The sequence below is a fragment of the Terriglobales bacterium genome (genome assembly GCA_035543055.1).
GTDB lineage: Bacteria > Acidobacteriota > Terriglobia > Terriglobales > Acidobacteriaceae > JAIQFD01.
The window spans coordinates 1-21,955 of the sequence record DATKKJ010000194.1; the positions used below are offsets into that span (position 1 = coordinate 1).

Sequence of the window (21,955 nt, forward strand, 5' to 3'; positions counted from 1 at the left end):
AGCGCCTTGTAGGCGCGTGCCAGGAAGTCGGTGATCACGTCAGAGCGCTTCCAGCCAGGGTGCGACTTCTCGAAGGCGAACTGCGCATCCTTCTGGTCGCCCTCGGCGGGGAAGCGCACGTAGTCGAATTGAATCTCATCCGCCCCCGACGAGGCCACGTACTTGGCCAGCGCGAGGTCGTAGTCCTGGACTTCGGGATGGGAGGGATCGGCCCACACCAGCTTCCCGTTCTCCCGCCACGGCTCGCCGGTGCGGCGCGAGCGGACCGCCAGCTCAGGATGCCGCTGCGCGATGTTTTCGTCGCGGAACAGCGCGATGCGCGCGATGGCGTGCAAGCTGTTCTGGTGCAGGAAGCGGATGAACTTGGGCAGGTTGCGGATGGCGACGTGGCGGTTTCCCACCAGCTCATGCTGGAAAGGAACATTCACTGTCCCGTCGCTGTCCTTGATGTCGAAGACGATGGCGTTGCCGCCGGCCTGGCGCCAGCGGCGGATGAGGCGGATGCCGTTGTCGCTACCGGCCATGACTCCGGTCAAATAGATGGCGCGCACCTCGAAATCACGCGGCCGCGCGACCGGCTTGTCGACGACGGGGGCCCCTTCGAATCCGGGAATGGTCAGCAAGTCGCCCGGCCGGGGCGAGGAATCCTTCAGTCCGTTGGCCTCGCGGAGGGCCGCTTCCAGCTCCGGCACCGTCATGTAGGAGGTGCGGGAGATCCACGCCCGCGCCACCGAGGTCAGACTCTCGCCGCGCTTCAGGCGATGTTGGTCGGGAAGCAAGGCCTCGTCCCGCGTCTCGGCAGGGGCCGCCGGTCTCGCCCTGGGCGGGGCAGGTGGCGCGGCCGGCGGCGCCGACGCAGCCTCCGGGATGAGCGTGGAGAACGGCTGGGCAACGACGGCGGGTTCCGCACCGGTCGCACGCCGGTCGAGGGAGGAAAGCGGTTTTCCCGAGCGCAACAGGGCGCAGGCGACAAGGAAGAGCGCGAGAAGCGCCGCGAAGTGCCGAGAAACGGGGTGCTGGAGCATGAGTCGCGCTGCCGGCCTGGAACTTGCAGCGATGCTAGCACGGGCCACAGACACTCTGGTGGTTACCTTAGACGCTGACCGTGACCACGAAGACGCGCCAAGGGCGCTTCTCCGCCGGTGATTCGAGCAACCTCTGCGGCCGGGTTTCGGTATCCTGACGGCCAGTGTTCGGATCACAGAAGCCGACGATGGTGGCGCTGCTGCTGGTGGCGGCGGCGGCGACCGCGCTGCTCGTCCCCTTCGTGCTCTTCGGGAATGCCTCCGGGCATGACTTCGAGTTCCACCTCGCCTCCTGGATGGATGTGGTCCACCAATGGCACCAGCGGGTGCTGTATCCCCGCTGGGCGGAATTGGCGAACTGGGGATACGGCGAGCCTCGCTTCATCTTCTATCCGCCGGCGTCATGGCTGCTGGGAGCGGCGCTGTCATTGCTGCTTCCGTGGCCGGCGGTGCCAGGGGCGTTCTATTGGATCTGCATGGTGTCGGGCGGTGCCTGCATGTTCCGCCTGGCCCGCGAGTGGCTGCCGGAGAAAGCGGCCATGCTGGCGGCGCTGATCTACGCAGTGAACCCCTATCACCAGTTGCACGTGTACTGGCGGAGTGACTTTGCCGAGCTCCTGGCCAGCGCGATCTTTCCCCTGGTCGTGCTGTACACGTTGCGCACAGGAAAGGGCGAGGCGGGCGCTGCCTGGTGGCTGGCTGGGCTCTTCGGAGCGACCTGGCTCATGAACGCCCCGGCGGCAGTGGTGGTCACGTACTCGGTGGCGCTGTTGCTGGCGGTGACCGCGGTCGAGCGACGCTCCTGGCGCGGGTTGCTGCTGGGCGGCGGCGCCATGGCGCTGGGATTCGCTCTCGCCGCCTTCTACATCCTGCCCGCGGCCTATGAGCAGACCTGGGTGAACATTGGCGAGGTGCTCGCCTCAGGACTGCGTCCAAGCGACAACTTCCTGTTCACCCGGACCAACGATCCGGAGCACACCTGGTTCAACTTTCGCGCGTCCATCATCGCGGTCAGCGAGATGCTGGTCACCGCACTAATGCTGATCCCGGCACGCCGCTTGCGCGAGCGCCGCGACGCCTGGTGGCCCCTGGTGGCGCTGTTGGGCGCCTCCGCAGTACTCATGCTGCGGGTTTCCGCGCTCGCATGGCGTTTTCTCCCCGAGCTGCATTTCGTGCAGTTTCCGTGGCGGTGGCTGCTGGCGCTCAACATCGTCCTGCCGTTGCTGATCGCGGCCGTGGCGGCGAGGAGCAGGCCCGCCCTGGTGTGGATCGGCTGCGCGTTGGTGCTGGCGGGCTGTGCCGTCCGGCTGGGGCACCACGCGTGGTGGGACTCCGACGGCGTGCATGACCTGTACCAAGCGATCCTGGTGCAAGGAAAAGGCTACTTCGGAACCGACGAGTACGGCGTGCGCGGCTCCGACCACTACGACCTCGACGCGCGGGCAGCCAGAATCACAGTCCTGCCCGTGGGAAACGTGGCCCCTCAGGCACAGGTCCATGTGGAGCGCTGGCGCAGCGAGCGCAAAGCCTTCACCGTGCGCAGCGAGCAGCCGGTGACGGTCGTGCTGCGCCTGATGACTTACCCGGCGTGGAAGGTGTCGGTCAACGGCCAGCCGGCGAGCGCGCAGGCGCGGCCCAACACGAAAGAGATGGCCATCGAAGTGCCGCCGGGGACTTCGCGGGTGGAGGTGCGGTTCACACGCACTGCGGACCGGACGCTTGGGGGAGCGATCTCGATCACAGCCGTCGTGCTCTGGCTCCTGCTAGCGTTTCTGCAACACAGACTCTTGGCCCGAGGTGCTTCCCACGACCAGCCCTTTCCGGGCAGCGGGCGGTAGCGGTTCGCTGCGGAATAGTGCTACCCTGTGTCTGATTTTCTGGCCCCCATATGGCTCTAGGCGCCACAGCTGCGACGCCCAAACCCATGCCCGACATCGTCTTCGTGCAGGGGGGAGAGCAGCGCAACCTCAAGCTGGAACGCTCTCCCTTCACCATCGGCCGCAAGACCGACAAGGACCTGGTGATCGCCGACCCGCGCATCTCGCGCGACCACGCGGAGATCCAGATCCAGGGCGACGAGTTCGTCCTGGTGGATGTCGGTAGCCGCCACGGGACGTACGTGAACGGGGCCAAGGTGGAGCGGCAGAAACTGGAGCCCAACGACCGGGTGGAGTTCGGAGCCCGGGGCGGCCCCTACCTGGTGTTCGCACCGACCACAGCCACCACCAGCACGGCGCGCGAGTTCCTGAGCCAGATTTCCGGCATCTCCGTGCCTTCGGGGACGGCTACCTCGGACCTGGAGAAGCTCACGCTCTTCCTGGACGCCGCACGCAAGCTCAACACCACCGGCGTCCTGGAGGAGATTCTGCTGACGCTGATCGAGGCGACGCTGCGCCTCACCGGCGCCGAACGCGGCTACGTCTTCCTGCGCGAAGACGACGGCAAGCTGGCCCTGGCGGCCGGCCGCAACAGCAAGGGCGAGCCGCTGGTGGACGACAGCACGGTGTCGCGCTCCATCATCGAGGAGGCCGCCACCTCGGCTTCCGCCTACCATGTGACCGATACCACTAAGACGGCGGACATCGCCACGCGCAAGAGTGTGATCGCCTACGACCTGCGTACCGTGATCTGCATCCCATTCCGCAAGCTGGCGGTGCAGGGCAAGGCGGGGAGTGCCAAAGCGCCCGGCGAGGCAGCGGTCACCGGCGTCCTTTACATGGACAGCCGTTACGCCTCGCGCGACCTGTCCACGGTCAGCAAGGACATTCTGAACGCGATCGCGACCGAAGCAGCCTCGCTCGTGGAGAACGCGCGCCTGGTGCAGGCGGAAGAGGCGTCACGCCGCTATCAGCAGGAGCTCACCATCGCCGCCTCCATCCAGCAGCGGCTCATGGCGGTGACCATCCCCGAACTCCCGTTCGCCCAGATCCAGGCCAAGAACGTGGCCTGCAAGGACATCGGAGGCGACTTCTACGACGTGGTGGTGACCGAGAGCGGCGTGGCCGTGGTCGTGACTGATGTTTGCGGCAAGGGGGTTTCGGCGGCGCTTCTGGCTTCGATCTTGCAGGGGATGATCTACACCAACCTGACCGCGTCGGTGCCGCTGCAACGCCTGGCCAGCACTACCAACGAGTTCCTGATGCAGAAATCGCTGGGCGAAAAATATGCGACTGTCTTCATCGCTCACCTGTCGCGCCAGGGCGAGTTGGAGTTCGTCAACTGCGGGCACGTGCAGCCGGTGCTGGTGGCGGGAGGGAAGGTGGAGCGGATCAAGGAGTCGAACGTTCCCCTCGGCCTGCTGCCGGGCATGAGCTACGAGAGCGGCAAACGGAAGCTTGCTCCGGGCGACCGGTTGGTGCTATTCACCGACGGCGTCACCGAAGCCGAGAACGGCCAGGGAGAGTTCTTCGGTGACGAACGCCTGGAAGCAGCGGCGGCCCAGCCCGATCCCTTCGACGCCATCCTTTCCGAGGTGCGGAACTTCTGCGCCGGCGTCCCCCTCAACGACGACTGCACCGTCTTCGAACTTACCTTTCGCGGCTGAGCTGCCGGGACGGGCACCCCGCAACGTTTAGATGAATCGGAATTAGCGGATGGGAGATCCCAGCCCGCGCAGGACGGTGCGGATCTGGTCGACGTTCTGATGGTCGTCGATGGTGCGGGTAAGGAATTCCACGCCGTAGCTGTAGCCCTTGCGGTTGCGCACGATGGCACGGACCCGGATGGGGTCGCCGGAATACGGCGGCGTGAATTCGACCGCGATTTCCTCTGTCAGCGCCAACTCGATGCCGGCGAAGATCGCCATGCCGCCCTCATTCAGCTCGTTGCCGCGCCCTTGCACGATCGCCGTCTTGCCGCCTTTATGCGCCACGATACGCAGCGGCACTTCCAGCTTGTAACGCGGCCAGCGGCGGAGCGCTTCGTACATGCTCTCGTGCGGGATGACCTCGGTAGCCATGGATGGGCGAATCTTAGGACGCGCGCTCGCCGGAGGGAAGGTTACGGAAGGGGGCGTACGGAAATCGAGAGATTGAGTAATCGGGTAATCGGGTAATTGGGGAATTGAGTGATGTTGAGCAAACGGTCTTCAATTACGCAATGACCCGATTTCTCAATTACCCAATCTGATCCCAGAGTCCGCCGCCGGAGTCGGCGCGTCCTAGGCGGCACCGCCGCTGTCCCGCTCGAAGTCACGCACCCACTCCACGATGGAGCGCACCGCGATGCCGGTGGGACCCTGGGCGATCCACGGCTTGTTCTCTTCCATCCAGGCGGTACCGGCGATGTCGAGGTGGATCCACGGGGTGTCGTCCACGAACTCCTTGAGGAACATGGCGGCGCTGATGGCGCCTCCCCATCGTCCCCCGGTGTTCTTGATGTCGGCGATGCCGGAACGGATCAGCTCCTTGTACTCGTCGTCCACCGGCATCCGCCACATCTTCTCCCCGGAGCGCTGCAGGACTTGCTGGAAGCGCGACCACTGGGCGTCGTCGTTGGTGAAGACGCCGACATTCACATAACCCAGCGCCACCACGACTGCGCCGGTGAGGGTGGCGGCATCGATCAGGTGGGTGGCGCCCAGCTGGCGTGCGTAGTGCAGGCCGTCGGCCAGCACCAGGCGCCCCTCGGCGTCGGTGTTGATGATCTCGATGGACTTGCCCGACATGGCGATCTGCACGTCCCCGGGCTTCTGCGCCTTGCCGCTGGGCATGTTCTCCGTCGCCGTCACGATGCAGAGGACCCGGACTTTGGGCTTGAGCAGCGCGATGGCGCGCATGGCGCCGATCATGGCTGCGCCCCCGCCCATGTCGTACTTCATCTTCTCCATGCCGTCGGAGGGCTTGATGGAGATGCCTCCGGAATCGAAGGTGATCCCTTTGCCCACCAGTCCGAGGACCGGGCCGGCGGGTGCGCCTTCGGGTTCATGGCGGAGCACGATCAGCGCCGGCGGCTCGTCGGAGCCCTGGGCCACCGACCAGAACGCGCCCATCTTCAGTTCCTTGATCTTCTCCGCGCCATAGATCTCGCACTGCAAGCCGGTCTCCGCAGCCATCTGCCGGGCGCGCTCCGCGAGGACGGTCGGGGTCATGCGGTTCCCCGGCTCGTTCACCAGGTCGCGGGTGAAGTTCTGCGATTCTCCCAGGACGCGGCCGACTTCCAGCGCGCTCTCGAGCCCGGCCGACCTGGCAGCGGCGGGAGCGGCTAGGGTGAGCGCTTCGATCCGCTGGTCCTTGCGGTCGCTCTTGTAAACGTCAGGATCGAAATTGCCGACCAGCGCCCCTTCCACGGCGGCGCGGACGGCGCCGGGCGAGCCCTCGGGCAGCAGCAGGGCGAAGCTGCGGATGTTCTTCTGCTTCAGGAACCGGACCGCCGCTCCGGCCAGCTTGCGCAGTTCCTGGACAGTGAAACCCTTGCTCTTGCCCCCGCCGAGCAGCAGCAGGCGTTTTGCCTTGAGTCCCTGCGGGCGATAGAGCCACGACGTCTCGAAGGCCTTGCCGGTGAGTTCCCCGGAGGCGAGCAGTTCGGCGGCCGCGGCTTGCACCGCGGTGTCCGCCGGCAGAAGCGCGGGTACATTCTTGTCCTTCTCGCCGTTGTCCACGACCACGGCGACGAGGCACTCGGTTTCTAGTTGGGGGGTATCCGTATAAGAGAGCGAAAGGTTCATGGTCGTTCCTCGATTCACAGGTTCCCGGCTTTGCGCGAGCGCAGGATGGCGTCGCGGGCCTCGCGGTCAGCGGTGCGCCGGCGCTCGGTCTCGCGCTTGTCCCAGAGCTGCTTGCCCTTGGCCAGCGCCAGCTCCACCTTGATCTTTCCATTCTTGAAATACATGCGGGTGGGGACCAGAGTCAGGCCCTTTTGCTGGGTCTTGCCGAAGAGTTTCCGCAACTCCTCGCGATGGACCAGAAGCTTGCGCGTACGCTCCGGCGCGTGCCCGGCGTACCCGGCGTTCTCGTAGGCCCCGATGTGGGCGTTCAGCAGCCACAACTCGCCGTCCTTGATGATGCCGTAGGCGTCCTTCAGATTGGCCCGTCCGGCGCGGATGGACTTCACCTCCGAGCCGGTCAGCACGATGCCGGTCTCGAATCTTTCCAGCAGGAAGTAATTGTGGGCGGCGGCGCGATTCTGGGTGGCATCGCGTTCTCCCGAAGCGACCGGGTCCCGGCGCGGGTTCTTGGGCTTACTGGGAGTGACCGGATGGGAGTGGCGCGCCATGATGCAAAACGGAATGCTAACACGCGCTTCGCCAAGGCTGCCGGGCTGCCGCCCGATGCTATAATCGCGCGTTCTCTCGAAGCCTGGCCGAAGCCAGCCGGTCCGCCGACCGGCCCCCAGGGGTACTGCTGTTGGCAAATGAATCTCGCAAGGTCCCAAGGAGCTCGATGACCCGGCCGGTCCGGCCCCAAGCGCCCATAGCCAGGGCGCGTATTGTCCGCGGTTCCATCTCCGTGATCCTGTTGTTGGTGCTGGCGCTGTCGTCCGCCCTCGCCGAGTCTGCCAAGTCCCTCTACAACAAGGGCCGGGACGCCGAGGCGCGCCAGGACTACGAGGCTGCCTACGACTTCTACAGCCAGGCGTGGAAAGACAAGCCCAACGAGCTCAAGTACCGGGTGGCGGCGCAACGCACTCGCTTCCTGGCGTCGGCCTCCCTTGTGCATCGCGGGCAGGCGCTGAAGGACCAAGGCAAGCTGGATGAGGCGCTGCTGCTGTTCGAGAAGGCGACCGTCCTCGACCCCGCCAGCTTCATCGCCCAGCAGGAGATCAAGCGCACCAAGGCGCTCATCGAGAAGCGGCAAGGCGGCGGCGGGGCCCCGCCGGCCGGCTCGGGGCTGGCCAAGCGCATCGATGAGGCCGGCGGCCCGGTGGACCTGGCTCCCATCGCCGAGACGCCCATCACCCTCAAACTCAGCGAAGACACCAAGGTCATCTACGAGACCATCGGCAAGCTGGCCGGGATCAACGTGCTGTTCGATCCCGATTACACCTCGCGCCGAGTGAAGATCGAGCTCAACGGCGTGACCCTGAACGAGGCGCTCGATATCCTGGCGCTGGAATCGAAGACCTTCTGGCGCCCGGTCACGAGCAACACGATCTTCGTCGCCTCCGACACCCCCGCCAAGCGCAAGGAGCTCGAGCAGAGCGTCATCAAGACCTTCTATCTCTCGAACCTGTCGCAGCCGACTGAGCTGCAGGACATCGTCAACGCCCTGCGCACCATCCTGGAAGTGAGCCGCATCCAGCAGCTGCCTTCGCAGGGCGCCATCGTGGTGCGGGGCACGCCCGACCAGGTGGCCCTGGCGGAGAAGCTGATCGGGGACATCGACAAGGCGAAGCCGGAAGTCATCGTGGAAGTGGCCATCATGCAGGTGCGGCGCGACAAGCTGCGCGACCTGGGCATCTCGCCGCCTGGCAGCACCAGCATCGGCCTAGCGCCCAACCTGGTCTCCAGCCCCACCAGCACCACCAGCGGCAGTGGCGTAGGCTCCGGGACCGGCTCGGTGACGACGACCAGCGGCTCCACCAATCAGATCAACCTGAACACCCTAGCCAACCTGAACGCCACCAACTTCGTGGTCACGATCCCTCCGGCCACCGCCAATTTCCTGTTCAACGACACCACCACCAAGATCCTGCAGAACCCGCAGATCCGCGCCTCCGACGGTCAGAAGGCCTCGCTGAAGATCGGCGACCGGGTGCCGGTGGCCACGGGATCGTTCCAGCCGGGCATCGGCGGCGTGGGCATCAACCCGCTGGTCAACACCCAGTTCCAATACATCGATGTAGGCGTGAACATCGACATCACGCCGCGCGTGCACCAGGGCCGCGAGGTGACGCTCAAGCTCATGATCGACGTCTCCTCGGTGACCTCGCACGTGAGCATCGGTGGCATCGACCAGCCGGTCATCGGGCAACGCAAGATCGAGCACGAGATCCGCCTGAAAGAAGGCGAGATCAACATGCTGGGCGGCATCCTGGAAGACCAGACGGTCAAGGGCTGGGCGGGCATCCCAGGATTGGGGCAGATCCCATTCTTCCGGTACCTATTCGCGTCCGAGCACACGGAGAAGCATGAGAACGAGATCGTCTTCGTCCTGATCCCGCACATCGTGCGCTCGCAGGAACTCACTGACCTGAATGCCCGCGCCATCGACGTGGGCACCGGGACCGCGATCGACCTCCGGCGCACCTCGCGCCCAGCCGGGGTCGTGCCTGTGAATGGTGGCGCCCAGGTTCCTTCCGGCGCGCCGCCGCAGCCTGCGCCGCCAACCACGCCGCAAGCGACGTCGCAACCGGCGCCGGCGAGTTCCCAGCCGGCTCCCAGCGGGGCGCCGCCGCAGAGCCCGCCGGGCATGGCTGCGCAAGCGCCCTCGGGCCCGCCGTCCCCGGTCATTCTCGGTTTCGATCCGGCGATCATCACTCCCGCCAAGGGGTCGACCTTTGCGGTGAACGTGACCCTAAGCGGCGGCCAGGACATCTCCATGGTCCCGATGCAGATCGTCTACAACCCCAAGGTCATGGAGTTGGTGAATATCTCCAACGGCGGGTTCCTGTCGCAGGATGGACAGGCGGTGGCCCTGGTGCATCGGGACGATCCGGCCAGCGGCACCATCCAGGTCTCGGCGACGCGTCCGCCCGGCACCGCTGGCGTGAGCGGCAGCGGAGCGGTGTTCACCCTGACCTTCCTGGCCAAGGCGCCGGGTCTCAGCACCATGACCATCAATCGGCCGGCGTTACGCAGCAGCACCTCGCAATCCATCCCGGTCACACCGGCAACGGCGATGGTGACGGTGAAGTGAGGCGCGCAAGCGCGATAAGATAGGAGCGATGCGAAGCGGTGGCTCATGGTGCCGGCAGCGGGGCTTGACCCTGCTCGAGCTGATTGTGGCCATCACCATCCTGCTCATCCTGACCGGCATGGCCATTCCCCTGGCGCGGGTGCGCATCAAGCGCGAGAAGGAACGCCAGCTGCGCTACGAGTTGTGGCAGATCCGGGACGCCATCGACCGCTACAAGGACGCCGCTGACCGCAACGCCTTCCAGGTCAAGATCGGTACCGAGGGCTACCCCCCGGACCTGGACACGCTGGTGAACGGGGTGGATGTCGCCGGCAAGAAGGTGCGTTTCCTGCGCGCCATCCCGGTGGACCCGATGACGGGCAGGGCGGAGTGGGCAACACGCGCGATGCAGGACGATCCCAAGTCCCAGTCGTCCGGAGGACAGAACGTCTTCGATGTCCATTCCAAGTCCGAAGGGACGGCTCTGGACGGCACCAAGTATTCGGACTGGTGATTGCGTGCTCAACAAGATGACCAGACACCGCCAACACGGCTTCACCCTGATCGAGCTGATGATCGTGATCTCGATCATCCTCATCCTGGTGTCGATCGCCGTCCCCATTTACTCGCGATCCATCGTGCAGGCGCGGGAGGCGGTGCTCCGCGACGACCTATTTACCCTGCGCTCGGTCATCGACCAGTTCACGCTCGACAAGCAGCGCGCCCCGCAGTCGCTGCAGGATATCGTCGAGGCCGGCTACCTGAGAGACATCCCGGTGGACCCCTTCACCCAATCCCGCGATACCTGGGTCGTGGTACAGGAAGACGTGATGCAGAGCATCGACCAGACCCAGCCGGGGATCACCGACGTGCACAGCGGCGCCAGCGGCACCGGCAGCGACGGCCGGGCCTACAGCGAATGGTGACAACCACCCCTTCCTCCATGTGACCCCCGGACATTGTCCTAGTTGAGGGGGTAATCGCTCTCCCGTTATCTGGAAGCTCCCGGCCAGCCATAGAAGAATCCCCCCATGCAGATACAGGCGGAGATCCCGTCGGGGGCGTGGCCTCTGGAGCACGTGCCGTCGCGGTTGTCGGCGATCGGGCACAAGCTGCGCGACCGTCAGGTGCTCCGGAAGCTGGCAGTCACGGTCGCGTTCACGATCGTGGTCTGGGTGAGCGTAGTGAGCGCATCGGCGTACCTGCTACGCCGCCATCGCGAGTCGGTGCTGCGCCAGGACCTGGGGCTGCTGCGGGCCACCATCCGCGAATACACCGCGATCGAGCATCATGCTCCCCACCGCCTGATGGACCTGGTCGAGCAGGGCTACATGATCGAAATGCCGATGGACCCCTTCACCAAGAAGGCCGACTGGGACCCCGACTTCGCCCAGGTCCCCGAATCCATCGACCGCGAGCACTTCGGCATCGTGGACGTGCACAGCCGCTCCACGGAGAGGGGCCGGGACGGATCGGCCTACTGCCAGTGGTAGCGCTCTCCATCTGTGACCGGATGAGTCCGGCTGGTTTGCTTCGCATCCTGCGAGCAACTACCATTCTCCTGTTATGCCGGTCGAAACGGACATTCCTGCTGCTTCCTACACCCCAGTAAAGGCGCCGCGCGGCACCCGCATCTCCTGCCAAGGCTGGCAGCAGGAAGCCGCCATGCGCATGCTCATGAACAACCTCGACGAGGAGGTCGGCGAGCGTCCGCGCGACCTGGTGGTCTATGGCGGGACCGGCAAGGCGGCTCGCGATTGGGAGTGCTTCCACGCCATCGTGGTCTCGCTGAGGTCGCTGGCCGACGACGAGACCCTGCTGGTGCAGTCCGGAAAGCCCGTGGGCATCTTCAAGACCCACGACTACGCGCCTCGGGTGTTGATCGCCAATTCCAACCTGGTGGGCCATTGGTCGAACTGGCAGAAGTTCAACGAGCTGGAGCGCGCCGGCCTGATGATGTACGGCCAGATGACCGCGGGCTCATGGATCTACATCGGCTCGCAGGGGATCATCCAGGGAACGTTCGAGACCTTCGCGGCGGCGGGCGAGAAGGCCTTCGCCGGCGACCTGGCGGGGAAGCTGATCGTCTCCGGCGGGATGGGCGGCATGGGCGGCGCCCAGCCGCTGGCGGCTACCATGACCGGGGCCTGCTTCCTGGGCGTCGAGGTCGATCCGGAGCGGATCAAGAAGCGGCTGAAGACCGGCTACTGCGACTTCATGGTCAACAGCCTGGACGAGGCGCTGCGCATCCTCAAGAACGCCGTGCGGAAGAAGGAAAACGTCTCCGTCGGGTTGGTGGGGAACTGCGCCGACGTGGTGCCGGAGCTGGCGGCCCGCGGCGTGGTGCCAGATATCCTGACCGACCAGACCTCGGCGCACGACCCGTTGAACGGCTATGTGCCCAACGGGATGTCGCTGGAGCAGGCGCTGGAGCTGCGCCAGCGCGATCCGAGAACCTACGAGGAGCGGTCGCTGGACGCCATCGCCCGCCACGTCGAGGGCATGCTGGCCCTGCAGAAGATGGGCGCGGTCACCTTCGATTACGGGAACAACATTCGCACCTTCGCCTATCAGCGCGGGGTGAGGAACGCCTACGACTTCCCCGGATTCGTCCCGGCCTACATCCGCCCGCTTTTCTGCGAAGGTCGCGGCCCGTTCCGCTGGGTGGCGCTGTCGGGCGAACCGTCGGACATCGCGGTGACCGACGACCTGGTGCTGAGCATGTTCCCGAAGAACCGCATCCTGTCGCGCTGGATCGACCTGGCGCGGAAGCGGATCAAGTTCCAGGGGTTGCCGGCGCGCATCTGCTGGCTGGGCTACGGTGAGCGGGCTGAGTTCGGCCTGGCCATCAACGACCTGGTGAAGAAAGGGAAGATCAAGGCGCCCATCGTGATCGGACGCGACCACCTGGACTGCGGCAGCGTCGCTTCACCGTTCCGCGAGACCGAAGGCATGAAGGACGGCTCCGACGCGGTCGCCGATTGGCCGTTGCTGAATGCGCTGCTGAACACCGCCAGCGGGGCGTCGTGGGTCTCGATCCACAATGGCGGCGGCGTGGGCATCGGCTACTCGCAGCACGCCGGGCAGGTGACCGTCGCCGACGGCACCGACGCCATGGCCAGGCGCATCGAGCGGGTGCTGACCAACGATCCCGGCATCGGCGTGGCCCGCCACGTGGACGCCGGCTACCGGGAGGCGGCGGAGTTCGCGGAGAAAACCGGAATCAAGATCCCAATGAAGAAGTAGAGGTCTCTTTCGTAGGCTTTCGGCAAAACAGTTTTCGGAGGGGCACGCCTTCAGGCGTGCCAATCAGAGCATTCGAAACCGACCGGCTTCAGCCGTTGAGGCACCTCGATGATTCCGCAGCGAGTACACAACTTCGGTACTTACTTTGTCAGCACGCAAACGTGGCAGCGGCGGAATCTGTTCAGGACCGATGAATTGGCGCAGCTTCTGATCGATACTGTCGTGGGCTATCGCGATCGAGGCAGATTCCTTCTGCACGAGTTTGTCATCATGCCCAACCATCTGCATCTCCTGATCACCCCATCCGGCATTACTCTCGAACGTGCGATGCAATTCATCAAGGGTGGATACTCACACGTTGTTACGGAGACAGGGCGGAAGAGCCTGGAGGTATGGCAAAAGGGATTCGCTGACCACCGCATTCGCGACGCCGAAGATTATGAACGCCATCGCGGGTACATTCACGACAATCCAGTCCAGGCAGGCCTGTGCACCAACAGAACGGAATACCGATGGAGTTCGGCCAGCGGAACTTGGACATTGGATGACGTCCCTCAGCGGCTAAAGCCAACCGAAAGTTTTGTGGGGGAACGGCATGGCTAAAGCCATACCCCTCCGAAAGAAGTCTATACATTCCAGCAAGCCTATCCTGCTGGTCAACATCGTCCAGTTGCTAACGCTTCGCGGCCCAAACGGTCCGCGGCGGGGCCATGAGTTGAACGACGTCGGCGTGGTCGGCGACGGAGCGCTGCTGTGCGCCGGGGGCAAGGTCGTGTCGGCGGGTACGACCAGAGACGCGCTGCGCGATCCCTGGGTCAGGAAGAACAGGAAGAAGATCGCGGAGATCGACTGCTCGGGCAAGGTCGTCGTGCCGGGGTTCGTGGATTCGCACACTCACCTGGTCTTCGCCGGGCCGCGGCTGGTGGACTTCGAGAAACGCATCGCCGGAGCGACCTACGAGGAGATTGCCGAGGCCGGCGGCGGCATCCGCTCCAGCGTGGCCGGGGTGCGCAAGGCGTCGGCAAGAGAGCTGGCGGCGAGGGCCTTAGCGGCGCTGAACGAGATGTCGGCGCAGGGTACGACCACGGTCGAAGCCAAGTCCGGTTATGGCCTGAGCGCCGACGCCGAGATCAAGACCTTGGAAGCTGTCCGCGAGGCGGCACTGCAGTGGCCGGGGACTCTGGTGCCGACGCTGCTGGGCGCGCACGTTGTTCCTCAAGAATTCAAAGCCAAGCCCGACAAATACGTGCGTGAAGTCGCCGAGAAGATGATCCCGCTAGTGGCGAAGAGGAAGCTGGCGGAGTTTGTTGACGTCTTCTGCGACCGTGGCGCTTTCTCAGTCGAAGATTCGGAGCGCATCTTCGAGGCGGCCCGGAAGCATGGGCTGGGCGTACGGGCGCACATGTGCCAACTCACCCAGTCGGAGGTCTGGCCGCTGCTGCGCTTCAAGCTCGCGTCGCTCGACCACATGGATTGCGTCGGTGACGAAGACATCCCGCAATTGGCCAAGCGTGAGACCCTGGTTACCCTCCTGCCGGGCGCGAATCACTTCCTTGGCCTGGGACAGTACCCGGACGCACGCCGCCTGATCGACGCGGGGGTGCCGGTGGCCCTGGCCACCGACTACAACCCCGGGACCTCGCCGACCACCAGCATGCCCTTCGTCATGTCCCTGGCCTGCACCCAGATGCGAATGACCCCCGCAGAAGCCATCGCAGCCGCTACAATCAATGGAGCGCATGCGCTGCGCCGGGGGGACCGGAAGGGCTCCCTGGAGCCAGGGAAGGATGCGGATCTGGCGATCTTCGATGTGGGGGACTACCGCGAAATCCCATATTGGGTCGCGGCCAACCGCTGTGTGGGGACGGTCATGAACGGCGTCCTGTGCCGCTAACCAATGGCAGTGGGGTAAGTCTAAGAGCCTAAGCACGGGTGCGCCGGGTGGAACTTTCCGCGCCTGTGCCTCGTACTGATTGCCATCCTTGTGAGGGAGAACCCTGATATGAAGCGAATCGCGATCTGGGGCCTGCTGATCGTTGCTGCGGTCAGTGCGGTCGCCCAGCGTCTGCCCGACCATGTCGTTCCCACCCACTACAACCTGACCTTCGAGCCGGACTTGGTGAAGGCGAAGTTCGCGGGCGCGGGGCGGATCGACATCCAGGTCCTGAAGCCGACCAAGACCATCGTGCTGAACGCCGTGGACATCACCTTCGACATGGCCGTGGTGACCAGCGGTGGCAAGAGCCAGGATGCGGCCGTGTCGCTGCAACCCGAGAAGGAGATGGCGACACTCACTCTCGCTGACGAGGTCCCGGCCGGCCCCGCGCGCATCGACATCAAGTTCCAGGGCACGCTGAACGATCAGCTGCGCGGTTTTTACCTGAGCAAGTCGGAGAAGCGGAATTACGCGGTCACCCAGATGGAGCCCACGGATGCGCGGCGGGCGTTCCCCTCATTCGACGAGCCCGCGATGAAGGCCAGCTTCGACATCCGGCTCATCATCGACAAAGATGACACAGCTATCTCCAATGGCAAGATCATCAAGGACGAGCCCGGTCCCGGGGACGGCAAGCACACCCTGACGTTCTCCACCACCCCGAAGATGTCCACCTACCTGGTGGCCATGGCGGTGGGCGATTTCACCTGCATCGAGGGCAAGGCCGACGACATCCCCATCCGCGTATGCGACATCCCCGGCCGCGAGAAGCTCCTGACCTATGCCTTGAAGGCGGCCGAGGAGAACCTGAAGTACTTCAACCGCTATTACGCGATCAAGTATCCCTACGGGAAGCTGGACATCATCGCTTTCCCCGATTTCTCAGCGGGCGCGATGGAGAACACGGCGGCCATCACCTACCGCGAGGTGCTGCTGGCCATCGACCCGGAACGCTCCTCGGTCCGCACCCATAAAGTCGTGGCCGACGTGCTTTCTCACGAGATGGCGCACCAGTGGTTCGGCGACCTGGTGACCGCGCAATGGTGGGACGACATCTGGCTGAATGAAGGCTTTGCCAGCTGGATGAGCCCCAAGCCGCTGCAGAGTTGGAGCCCGCAATGGCACATGGAGATGGACGAGGTGGCCGACAACGCCCAGGCCATGTCCACCGACTCGCTGCGCTACACCCGCGCCATCCGCCATCCCGCGAACAACACCGCCGAGATCACGCAGCAGTTCGACTCCATCGCCTACCAGAAGGGCGCCGCCGTGCTGCGCATGATCGAGTCCTACGTGGGCGAGCAGGCATTCCGTGACGGCGTGAACGAATACCTGAAAGAGCACGCCTACGGCAACGCCACGTCGGAGGACTTCTGGAACGCGCAGACGCGTGTCTCCAAGAAGCCGGTGGACAAGATCATGCACAGCTTTGTCACCCAGCCCGGCGTGCCGGTGGTGAAAGTGGCGACGAAGTGCGAGGCCGGCAATACGAAGGTCACCTTGACACAAGAGCGGTTTGCCTACGACCCGGCGGTTACCCAGGCGTCGAAGGATGCCTTGTGGCAGATCCCCGTGTGTCTGCGGGCGCCGGGTGGCGCACCCGTCTGCGAGGTCATGAGCCAGAAGCAACAGACCCGCACTCTGAAAGGCTGCGCGCCCTACGTGTACGGCAACGCCGATGGGCAAGGCTATTACCGCTCCGGATACGACAGCGCGACCCTGCGGCGCATCGCGGAAACCGCGCTGAAGGACCTGAAACCGACCGAGCGCGCGCAGCTGGTCAACGACGCCTGGGCCCTGGTGCGGTCCGGCAACAGCAACGTGGATGACTTCCTGGCGATGGCCGACGGCATGCAGGGCGAACGCGAGTTCGGCGTCCTGCAGCTGCTGGATCGCGACCTAGAGTTCATCTCCGACTACCTGGTGACCGCGGCGGACCGCCCGCAATACGAAGCGTGGGTGCGCAGCCTGCTGCATCCGATCGCCGAGGGGGTGGGCTACCACACTGCGCCGAACGATGATGACAACACCAAACAGCTTCGAGCTTCCGTGCTTCATGCTCTTGGCTACGCTGGCAATGACGCCACGGTCGTCAAGGTGGCGCAGGAGATGACCTCCCAGGCGCTGGCGGGAGACGAGAGCGATCCGTCGTTGTTCGGCGGCATGGTCCACATCGCTGCCAAGCACGGGGACGCGGCCCTCTACGACAAGGTCCTCGCCAGGCTCAAGGACCCGAAGTTGCCGCCCCAGGAGTTCTACACGTGGCAGTTCGCCCTGGGCGCGTTCAGTGATCCCGCGCTCCTGAAGCGCACCCTGGAGATGGTGAAGACCCCGGCGGTCCGCAATCAGGATGCCCCCCAGGTGATCGGAGAGGTCTGGGACAATCCGGCGGGCGTGCGCCTGGGCTGGGAGTTCTTCAAGGCCAATTGGCCGGAACTGAAGACCAAGATGGCCACCTACAGCTACGGCCAGATGGCGGCGGGGACGGGCAGTTTCTGCGAGGCGGGCCTGCGGGACGAAGTGCAGCAGTTCTTCTCGCGCGAGGCGCCCCAGGGCAAGCGCAGCCTCGATCGCGCCCTGGAGCGCATCGACAACTGCATCCGCCTCCGGCAGCAGCAGGAGCCACGCCTCTCGGCCTTCCTGAAGAACCGGAAGGGGACGCACTCCGCCGGCGCGCAGTAGCTTGAAGTCCTGATCCGCGGCCGTCGGCACATGCGGACGGCCGCTTTCTTCTGTCCTAACCCGCCTCTCGCAGCTTGGCCGATTCCCGGATGCGCTGCCACAGCTCCTGGCGCCCGTCGCCGGTGCGGGCGGAGTAAGGGAGGATGGCGTCGGTCTGGAATGCCTTTTCCAGGGCACGCCTCGAATTCGCGCGCTGGTTCCCCGAAAGCTTGTCCGCCTTGGTGGCCACCACCACGAAAGGACGCTGCTTCGCCTGCAGCCATTCCATCAATTGCAGATCGCTGGCTTGAGGGGGCACGTTCAGGTCTACCAGCGCCAGACACAAGGACAGCGGCGCCCGGTCGAGCAGGTAAGGCTCGATGAATTGGGGCCATTCGGCCGAGAGCTCGCGCGGCACCTTGGCATATCCGTATCCCGGCAGGTCGGCAAAGACGAACCACGGCCGCGGGTTGCCGGGGTGGCGGATCTCGTAGAAATTGATGGTGCGCGTGCGTCCGGGTGTGGAGCTGGTGCGCGCCACCCTGCTCCCGAGCAGGGAATTGATCACACTGGACTTGCCCACGTTGGAGCGGCCCAGGAAGGCAATCTCCGGCGGTCCCGGCGCGGGAAACTGTTCCGCCGAGGTCGCGGAGAGCAGGAAGCGGGTGAGTACCTTCATGTCCACCAAGATTCTAGCCGCTCGCTATATGCCCGCAGGGGAAGCGCGCTGTTTAGCCGATGAGCCAGCAAGCAACCAAGTCGCGCCCGACTGGCGCAGCTACAGTCGCGCAGCCGTGCGCGCGTGGTTGAGCGCCGCGGCCAGTGCCTGTCCGGTGTAGGACTTCTTGCAACGCGCGATCTGCTCGGGAGTGCCCTGCGCCACCACGCGGCCCCCTTCGTCGCCGCCTTCCGGGCCCAGGTCGATGATCCAGTCGGCGCTGCGGATGACGTCCATGTTGTGCTCGATGATGACGATGGTGTTGCCCAGGTCGGTGAGCCGGTGCAGCACGTCGAGCAGCTTCTTGACGTCGTCGAAGTGCAGGCCGGTGGTCGGCTCATCGAGCAGGTAGAGGGTGCGCCCGGTCTGCCGCTTCGAGAGCTCGCGCGCCAGCTTGATGCGTTGCGCCTCGCCCCCGGAGAGCGTGACCGCCGATTGCCCCAGGTGGATATACCCCAGCCCCACGTCCACCAGCGTCTGCAGCTTCTGCCGCACCTGCGGGATGTTCTCCAGCGCAGGCAGGGCGTCGGCCACCGAGGTCTCCAGCAGGTCGGCGATGGAGAATTCCTTGAACTTCACCGCCAGGGTCTCGTGGTTGTAGCGCTTGCCGCCGCAGATGTCACACTGCACGTAGACGTCGGGCAGGAAGTTCATCTCGATGCGCTTCTGCCCCTCGCCCTGGCAGGCTTCGCAGCGACCGCCGGGGACGTTGAACGAGAACCGCCCCGCCTTGTAGCCGCGCTCGCGCGATTCCGGCAGCATGGCGAACAGGTCGCGGATCTGAGTGAAGACGCCGGTGTAGGTCGCCGGATTCGAGCGTGGCGTCCTTCCGATCGGCGACTGGTCGATGCGGATGACCTTGTCGACATTCTCCGCCCCGGAGATCCCCTTGTGCGTGCCCGGCTCCTCGCGCGAGCGATAGAGCTGCTTGGCCAGCGCGCGGTACAGGATGTCGTTCACCAGAGTGGATTTCCCGCTGCCCGAGACTCCGGTGACCACGGTCATGACGCCCAGCGGGAAAGTGACATCGAGATTCTTCAGGTTGTTCTCGCGCGCCCCCAGCACGCCGATGGCGTGCCCGTTGGTCTTGCGCCGCTCCGGCCTTAACTCGATCGAGAGCTCACCGGAGATGTACTTCCCGGTGAGCGACTCCGGCGCCTTGACGATCTCCGACGGCTTGCCGCAAGCGACCACCGCGCCCCCATGCCGGCCGGCCCCGGGGCCGAGGTCGATCACGTAATCGGCGCGGCGGATGGTCTCTTCGTCGTGCTCGACCACCAGCACCGTATTGCCCAAGTCACGCAGTTCTTCCAGCGCGGTGAGCAGCCGGCCGTTGTCACGGTGGTGCAGTCCGATCGACGGCTCGTCGAGCACGTACAGCACCCCGCGCAGGCGCGATCCGATCTGCGTGGCCAGCCGGATGCGCTGTCCTTCGCCGCCGGAAAGCGTGGCCGCGGAGCGGTCGAGCGAGATGTAGCCCAGTCCCACTGCGTTCAGGAACTGCAACCGCTCGGCGATTTCGCGCAGCACCCGGCCCGCGATCTGCTCCTCGCGCTCGCTGAGCTTGATGCTGGCCACCGCCTTGATGGCCTTCTCCACCGCCAGCGCCGTGAAATCGGAGATGGAGAGCTGCTTCACCCGTACCGCGAGGCTTTCCGGGCGCAGCCGTTTACCCTGACAGGCCGGGCATTGTGTCGCCGACATGTAGTTGAGCAGCCACTCGCGGTAGCTCTCCGACGACGCCTCTTCCAGGTTCTGCTTGAGGAATGCGACTACGCCATGGAAGCCCACCTTCCTCGCCTGGTTCTTCTCCGGGCCGTAGAGGAGCAGGGTCTGCACGTCTTCCGGCAGCTTCTCGAACGGGGTGCTGAGATCGAAGCCGTAAGCTTGGGCCGCCAGCGCCAGCAGGCGTTGCAGGTAGGTGGAGCCGGAGCCCGGCCCCAGCCCTCCGTCGAGCAACGGCTTGGACCAGTCCACGATGATCTTCGCCGGGTCGAAATCGTACTTGCTGCCCAGGCCATGACACTCCGGGCAGGCGCCGTAGACGCTGTTGAAGGAGAATGAGCGCGGCTCCAGCGTGGGCACGTCGATGCCGCAATCCGGGCATGCCAGCCGCGACGAGAACAGGCGCTCCTCGCCATCCACCACCGCCACCAGCACCAGCCCGCCGGCCAGCTTCATGGCGATGGCCACGGAATTCTCCAGGCGTTTCTCGATCCCCGGCTTCACCAGCAGGCGGTCGACCACCACCTCGATAGTGTGGTTCTTGCGCTTGTCGAGGCGGATCTCCTCTTCCAGGCTGCGCAGTTCGCCGTCGATGCGGGCGCGCACGAAGCCGTGCTGCGCCAGCTTCTCCAGTTCCTTGGTGAACTCGCCCTTGCGGCCCCGGATGATGGGCGCCAGGATCATCACCCGGTCCTCGGCCTTCAGCTCCATTACCCGCTGCACGATCTGTTCGGCCGACTGGCGGGTGATCTCCCGTCCGCAGCGCGGGCAGTGGGGCACTCCCACGTTGGCGTAGAGCAGCCGCAGGTAGTCGTAGATCTCAGTGATGGTCCCCACGGTGGAACGGGGCGAGCGCGAGGTCGTCTTCTGCTCGATGGAGATGGAGGGCGAGAGGCCGTCGATCGAGTCCACCTCCGGCCGCTCCATCTGGTCCAGGAACTGGCGGGCGTAAGCGGAGAGCGTCTCCACGTAACGCCGCTGGCCCTCGGCATAAATGGTGTCGAAGGCGAGCGACGACTTGCCCGAGCCCGAGAGCCCAGTGATGACCGTCAGGGTATTCCGCGGGATCTCGACGGATATGTTCTTGAGGTTGTGCTGGCGCGCGCCCCGGACCGTGATCTTGTCAATGGCCATGTACTGAAAAGCGAGCCCCACTCACCTGAGAGCTTCCGCAAGGGAGGAACACAGCTTTACTCCGTATCTTAGTGGTCACTAGCGGGAGCCGTCAACGCGGGTAAAGTCGAGATTCGCACACGATGATCGAGCATTGCTGCGAGATGTTGCGGGATGCGGTGGATGGCGACGCCATCCTCAACCAGCCCAAGCAGGAGATGCGCGGGCGCATCCTCAACGAGATCGATTCCGATTACGCGGTTCGCTCGCCGGAGGACCGGCCGAACCTGTATTGCATCAACTTCTGCCCGTTCTGCGGGCGCGCCGTGTCGCGAACTATATGGAACGCCGAGAAGAAGAAGTGAGGGATCCTTCGCTTCGCTCAGGATTTCGGCAGCGGGCTCCCACTCGCGCTGTGCGCTCGTTCACGCCCGCTAAGCGCCTCAACTTCTGCCCGTTCTGCGGGCGCGCCGTGTCGCGAACTATATGGAACGCCGAGAAGAAGAAGAAGTAGCTGGTAGCTGGTAGTTAGTAGCTAGGCGAAACGCCGCCGGCCCCCAAACTACCAGCTACCGGCTACTAGCTACCGCAGTACACGTCCTTCGGTGACGTTTACGACAAGGGCGAAATGAAAGATTGTTAGGGTTGCCGGCTGGCATCCAGGGCCCGGCACCAGGCATCAGACAAGGCGGACGACGTGCACACATTACTGGTCTCGACCACCATCTTCTTCACCAGCGTTTCAGCCGTCGGCATC

At 64.9% G+C, this 21,955-nt stretch carries 17 protein-coding genes; 11 read left to right on the top strand and 6 right to left on the bottom strand.

Annotated features, from left to right (window positions below; translation table 11 throughout):
- On the bottom strand, positions 1-1,025 hold a 1,025-nt coding region (locus VMS96_12835), incomplete at its 3' end, for a putative glycoside hydrolase (GenBank protein HVP44312.1).
- A gap of 188 nt (positions 1,026-1,213) precedes the next feature.
- Between VMS96_12835 and VMS96_12840 the strand changes: the two genes are divergently transcribed.
- Complete coding sequence (locus VMS96_12840; GenBank protein ID HVP44313.1) at positions 1,214-2,863, top strand: hypothetical protein; 1,650 nt, start codon at positions 1,214-1,216, stop codon at positions 2,861-2,863.
- Positions 2,864-2,949: 86 nt separating this feature from the next.
- A complete protein-coding gene (locus VMS96_12845) occupies positions 2,950-4,569 on the top strand; it encodes a SpoIIE family protein phosphatase (GenBank protein ID HVP44314.1) in 1,620 nt (539 codons plus the stop codon).
- 42 nt (positions 4,570-4,611) lie between these two features.
- Here VMS96_12845 and VMS96_12850 read toward each other — a convergent pair whose 3' ends face one another.
- The 3 genes from VMS96_12850 to smpB form a co-directional block, all read right to left on the bottom strand.
- On the bottom strand, positions 4,612-4,983 hold the full coding sequence (locus tag VMS96_12850) for a PilZ domain-containing protein (protein ID HVP44315.1): 372 nt from the start codon (positions 4,981-4,983) through the stop codon (positions 4,612-4,614).
- Positions 4,984-5,184: 201 nt separating this feature from the next.
- Entirely contained in the window at positions 5,185-6,690 is a 1,506-nt protein-coding gene (locus VMS96_12855) for a leucyl aminopeptidase (protein ID HVP44316.1), read from the bottom strand.
- A 14-nt stretch (positions 6,691-6,704) separates the two neighbouring features.
- A complete protein-coding gene (gene smpB, locus VMS96_12860) occupies positions 6,705-7,238 on the bottom strand; it encodes an SsrA-binding protein SmpB (protein ID HVP44317.1) in 534 nt (177 codons plus the stop codon).
- 167 nt (positions 7,239-7,405) lie between these two features.
- Between smpB and VMS96_12865 the strand changes: the two genes are divergently transcribed.
- From VMS96_12865 to VMS96_12900, 8 genes are all read left to right on the top strand, one after another.
- Entirely contained in the window at positions 7,406-9,820 is a 2,415-nt protein-coding gene (locus VMS96_12865; GenBank protein HVP44318.1) for a cohesin domain-containing protein, read from the top strand.
- A 28-nt stretch (positions 9,821-9,848) separates the two neighbouring features.
- Positions 9,849-10,313, top strand: a complete 465-nt coding sequence (locus tag VMS96_12870) for a type II secretion system protein (protein HVP44319.1) — start codon at positions 9,849-9,851, stop codon at positions 10,311-10,313.
- Between the two features lie 16 nt (positions 10,314-10,329).
- Positions 10,330-10,725 (top strand): prepilin-type N-terminal cleavage/methylation domain-containing protein, encoded by a 396-nt coding sequence (locus VMS96_12875; protein ID HVP44320.1) that lies wholly within the window; start codon positions 10,330-10,332, stop codon positions 10,723-10,725.
- A gap of 105 nt (positions 10,726-10,830) precedes the next feature.
- Positions 10,831-11,292, top strand: coding sequence for a hypothetical protein (locus VMS96_12880; GenBank protein HVP44321.1), 462 nt, complete (start codon positions 10,831-10,833; stop codon positions 11,290-11,292).
- Between the two features lie 73 nt (positions 11,293-11,365).
- On the top strand, positions 11,366-13,045 hold the full coding sequence (gene hutU / locus VMS96_12885; GenBank protein ID HVP44322.1) for a urocanate hydratase: 1,680 nt from the start codon (positions 11,366-11,368) through the stop codon (positions 13,043-13,045).
- Positions 13,046-13,153: 108 nt separating this feature from the next.
- Complete coding sequence (locus tag VMS96_12890; GenBank protein HVP44323.1) at positions 13,154-13,648, top strand: transposase; 495 nt, start codon at positions 13,154-13,156, stop codon at positions 13,646-13,648.
- Positions 13,641-14,939: an imidazolonepropionase gene (gene hutI, locus VMS96_12895; protein ID HVP44324.1), complete on the top strand. Its 1,299-nt coding sequence runs from the start codon at positions 13,641-13,643 to the stop codon at positions 14,937-14,939. The genes VMS96_12890 and hutI overlap by 8 nt, the downstream gene beginning before the upstream one ends.
- A 108-nt stretch (positions 14,940-15,047) precedes the next feature.
- Complete coding sequence (locus tag VMS96_12900; GenBank protein HVP44325.1) at positions 15,048-17,663, top strand: M1 family metallopeptidase; 2,616 nt, start codon at positions 15,048-15,050, stop codon at positions 17,661-17,663.
- A 55-nt stretch (positions 17,664-17,718) separates the two neighbouring features.
- On the opposite strand, the gene yihA is transcribed toward VMS96_12900, so the two are convergent.
- Both yihA and uvrA read right to left on the bottom strand, forming a co-directional pair.
- Positions 17,719-18,321: a ribosome biogenesis GTP-binding protein YihA/YsxC gene (yihA, locus tag VMS96_12905; protein ID HVP44326.1), complete on the bottom strand. Its 603-nt coding sequence runs from the start codon at positions 18,319-18,321 to the stop codon at positions 17,719-17,721.
- Positions 18,322-18,420: 99 nt separating this feature from the next.
- Positions 18,421-21,240: an excinuclease ABC subunit UvrA gene (gene uvrA, locus VMS96_12910; protein HVP44327.1), complete on the bottom strand. Its 2,820-nt coding sequence runs from the start codon at positions 21,238-21,240 to the stop codon at positions 18,421-18,423.
- A 101-nt stretch (positions 21,241-21,341) separates the two neighbouring features.
- On the opposite strand from uvrA, the gene VMS96_12915 reads away from it, so the two are divergent.
- Positions 21,342-21,563 carry a hypothetical protein gene (locus VMS96_12915; GenBank protein ID HVP44328.1) on the top strand — a complete coding sequence of 74 codons (222 nt, stop codon included), beginning with the start codon at positions 21,342-21,344 and terminating at the stop codon, positions 21,561-21,563.
- Positions 21,564-21,955: the final 392 nt, after the last annotated feature.

Coding starts and splice junctions, on each gene's coding strand:
- VMS96_12840 (HVP44313.1), top strand. CDS start 1,214: ATGGTGGCGCTGCTGCTGGTGGCGGCGGCGGCGACCGCGCTGCTCGTC.
- VMS96_12845 (HVP44314.1), top strand. CDS start 2,950: ATGCCCGACATCGTCTTCGTGCAGGGGGGAGAGCAGCGCAACCTCAAG.
- VMS96_12850 (HVP44315.1), bottom strand. CDS start 4,983: ATGGCTACCGAGGTCATCCCGCACGAGAGCATGTACGAAGCGCTCCGC.
- VMS96_12855 (HVP44316.1), bottom strand. CDS start 6,690: ATGAACCTTTCGCTCTCTTATACGGATACCCCCCAACTAGAAACCGAG.
- smpB (HVP44317.1), bottom strand. CDS start 7,238: ATGGCGCGCCACTCCCATCCGGTCACTCCCAGTAAGCCCAAGAACCCG.
- VMS96_12865 (HVP44318.1), top strand. CDS start 7,406: ATGACCCGGCCGGTCCGGCCCCAAGCGCCCATAGCCAGGGCGCGTATT.
- VMS96_12870 (HVP44319.1), top strand. CDS start 9,849: ATGCGAAGCGGTGGCTCATGGTGCCGGCAGCGGGGCTTGACCCTGCTC.
- VMS96_12875 (HVP44320.1), top strand. CDS start 10,330: ATGACCAGACACCGCCAACACGGCTTCACCCTGATCGAGCTGATGATC.
- VMS96_12880 (HVP44321.1), top strand. CDS start 10,831: ATGCAGATACAGGCGGAGATCCCGTCGGGGGCGTGGCCTCTGGAGCAC.
- hutU (HVP44322.1), top strand. CDS start 11,366: ATGCCGGTCGAAACGGACATTCCTGCTGCTTCCTACACCCCAGTAAAG.
- VMS96_12890 (HVP44323.1), top strand. CDS start 13,154: ATGATTCCGCAGCGAGTACACAACTTCGGTACTTACTTTGTCAGCACG.
- hutI (HVP44324.1), top strand. CDS start 13,641: ATGGCTAAAGCCATACCCCTCCGAAAGAAGTCTATACATTCCAGCAAG.
- VMS96_12900 (HVP44325.1), top strand. CDS start 15,048: ATGAAGCGAATCGCGATCTGGGGCCTGCTGATCGTTGCTGCGGTCAGT.
- yihA (HVP44326.1), bottom strand. CDS start 18,321: ATGAAGGTACTCACCCGCTTCCTGCTCTCCGCGACCTCGGCGGAACAG.
- VMS96_12915 (HVP44328.1), top strand. CDS start 21,342: ATGATCGAGCATTGCTGCGAGATGTTGCGGGATGCGGTGGATGGCGAC.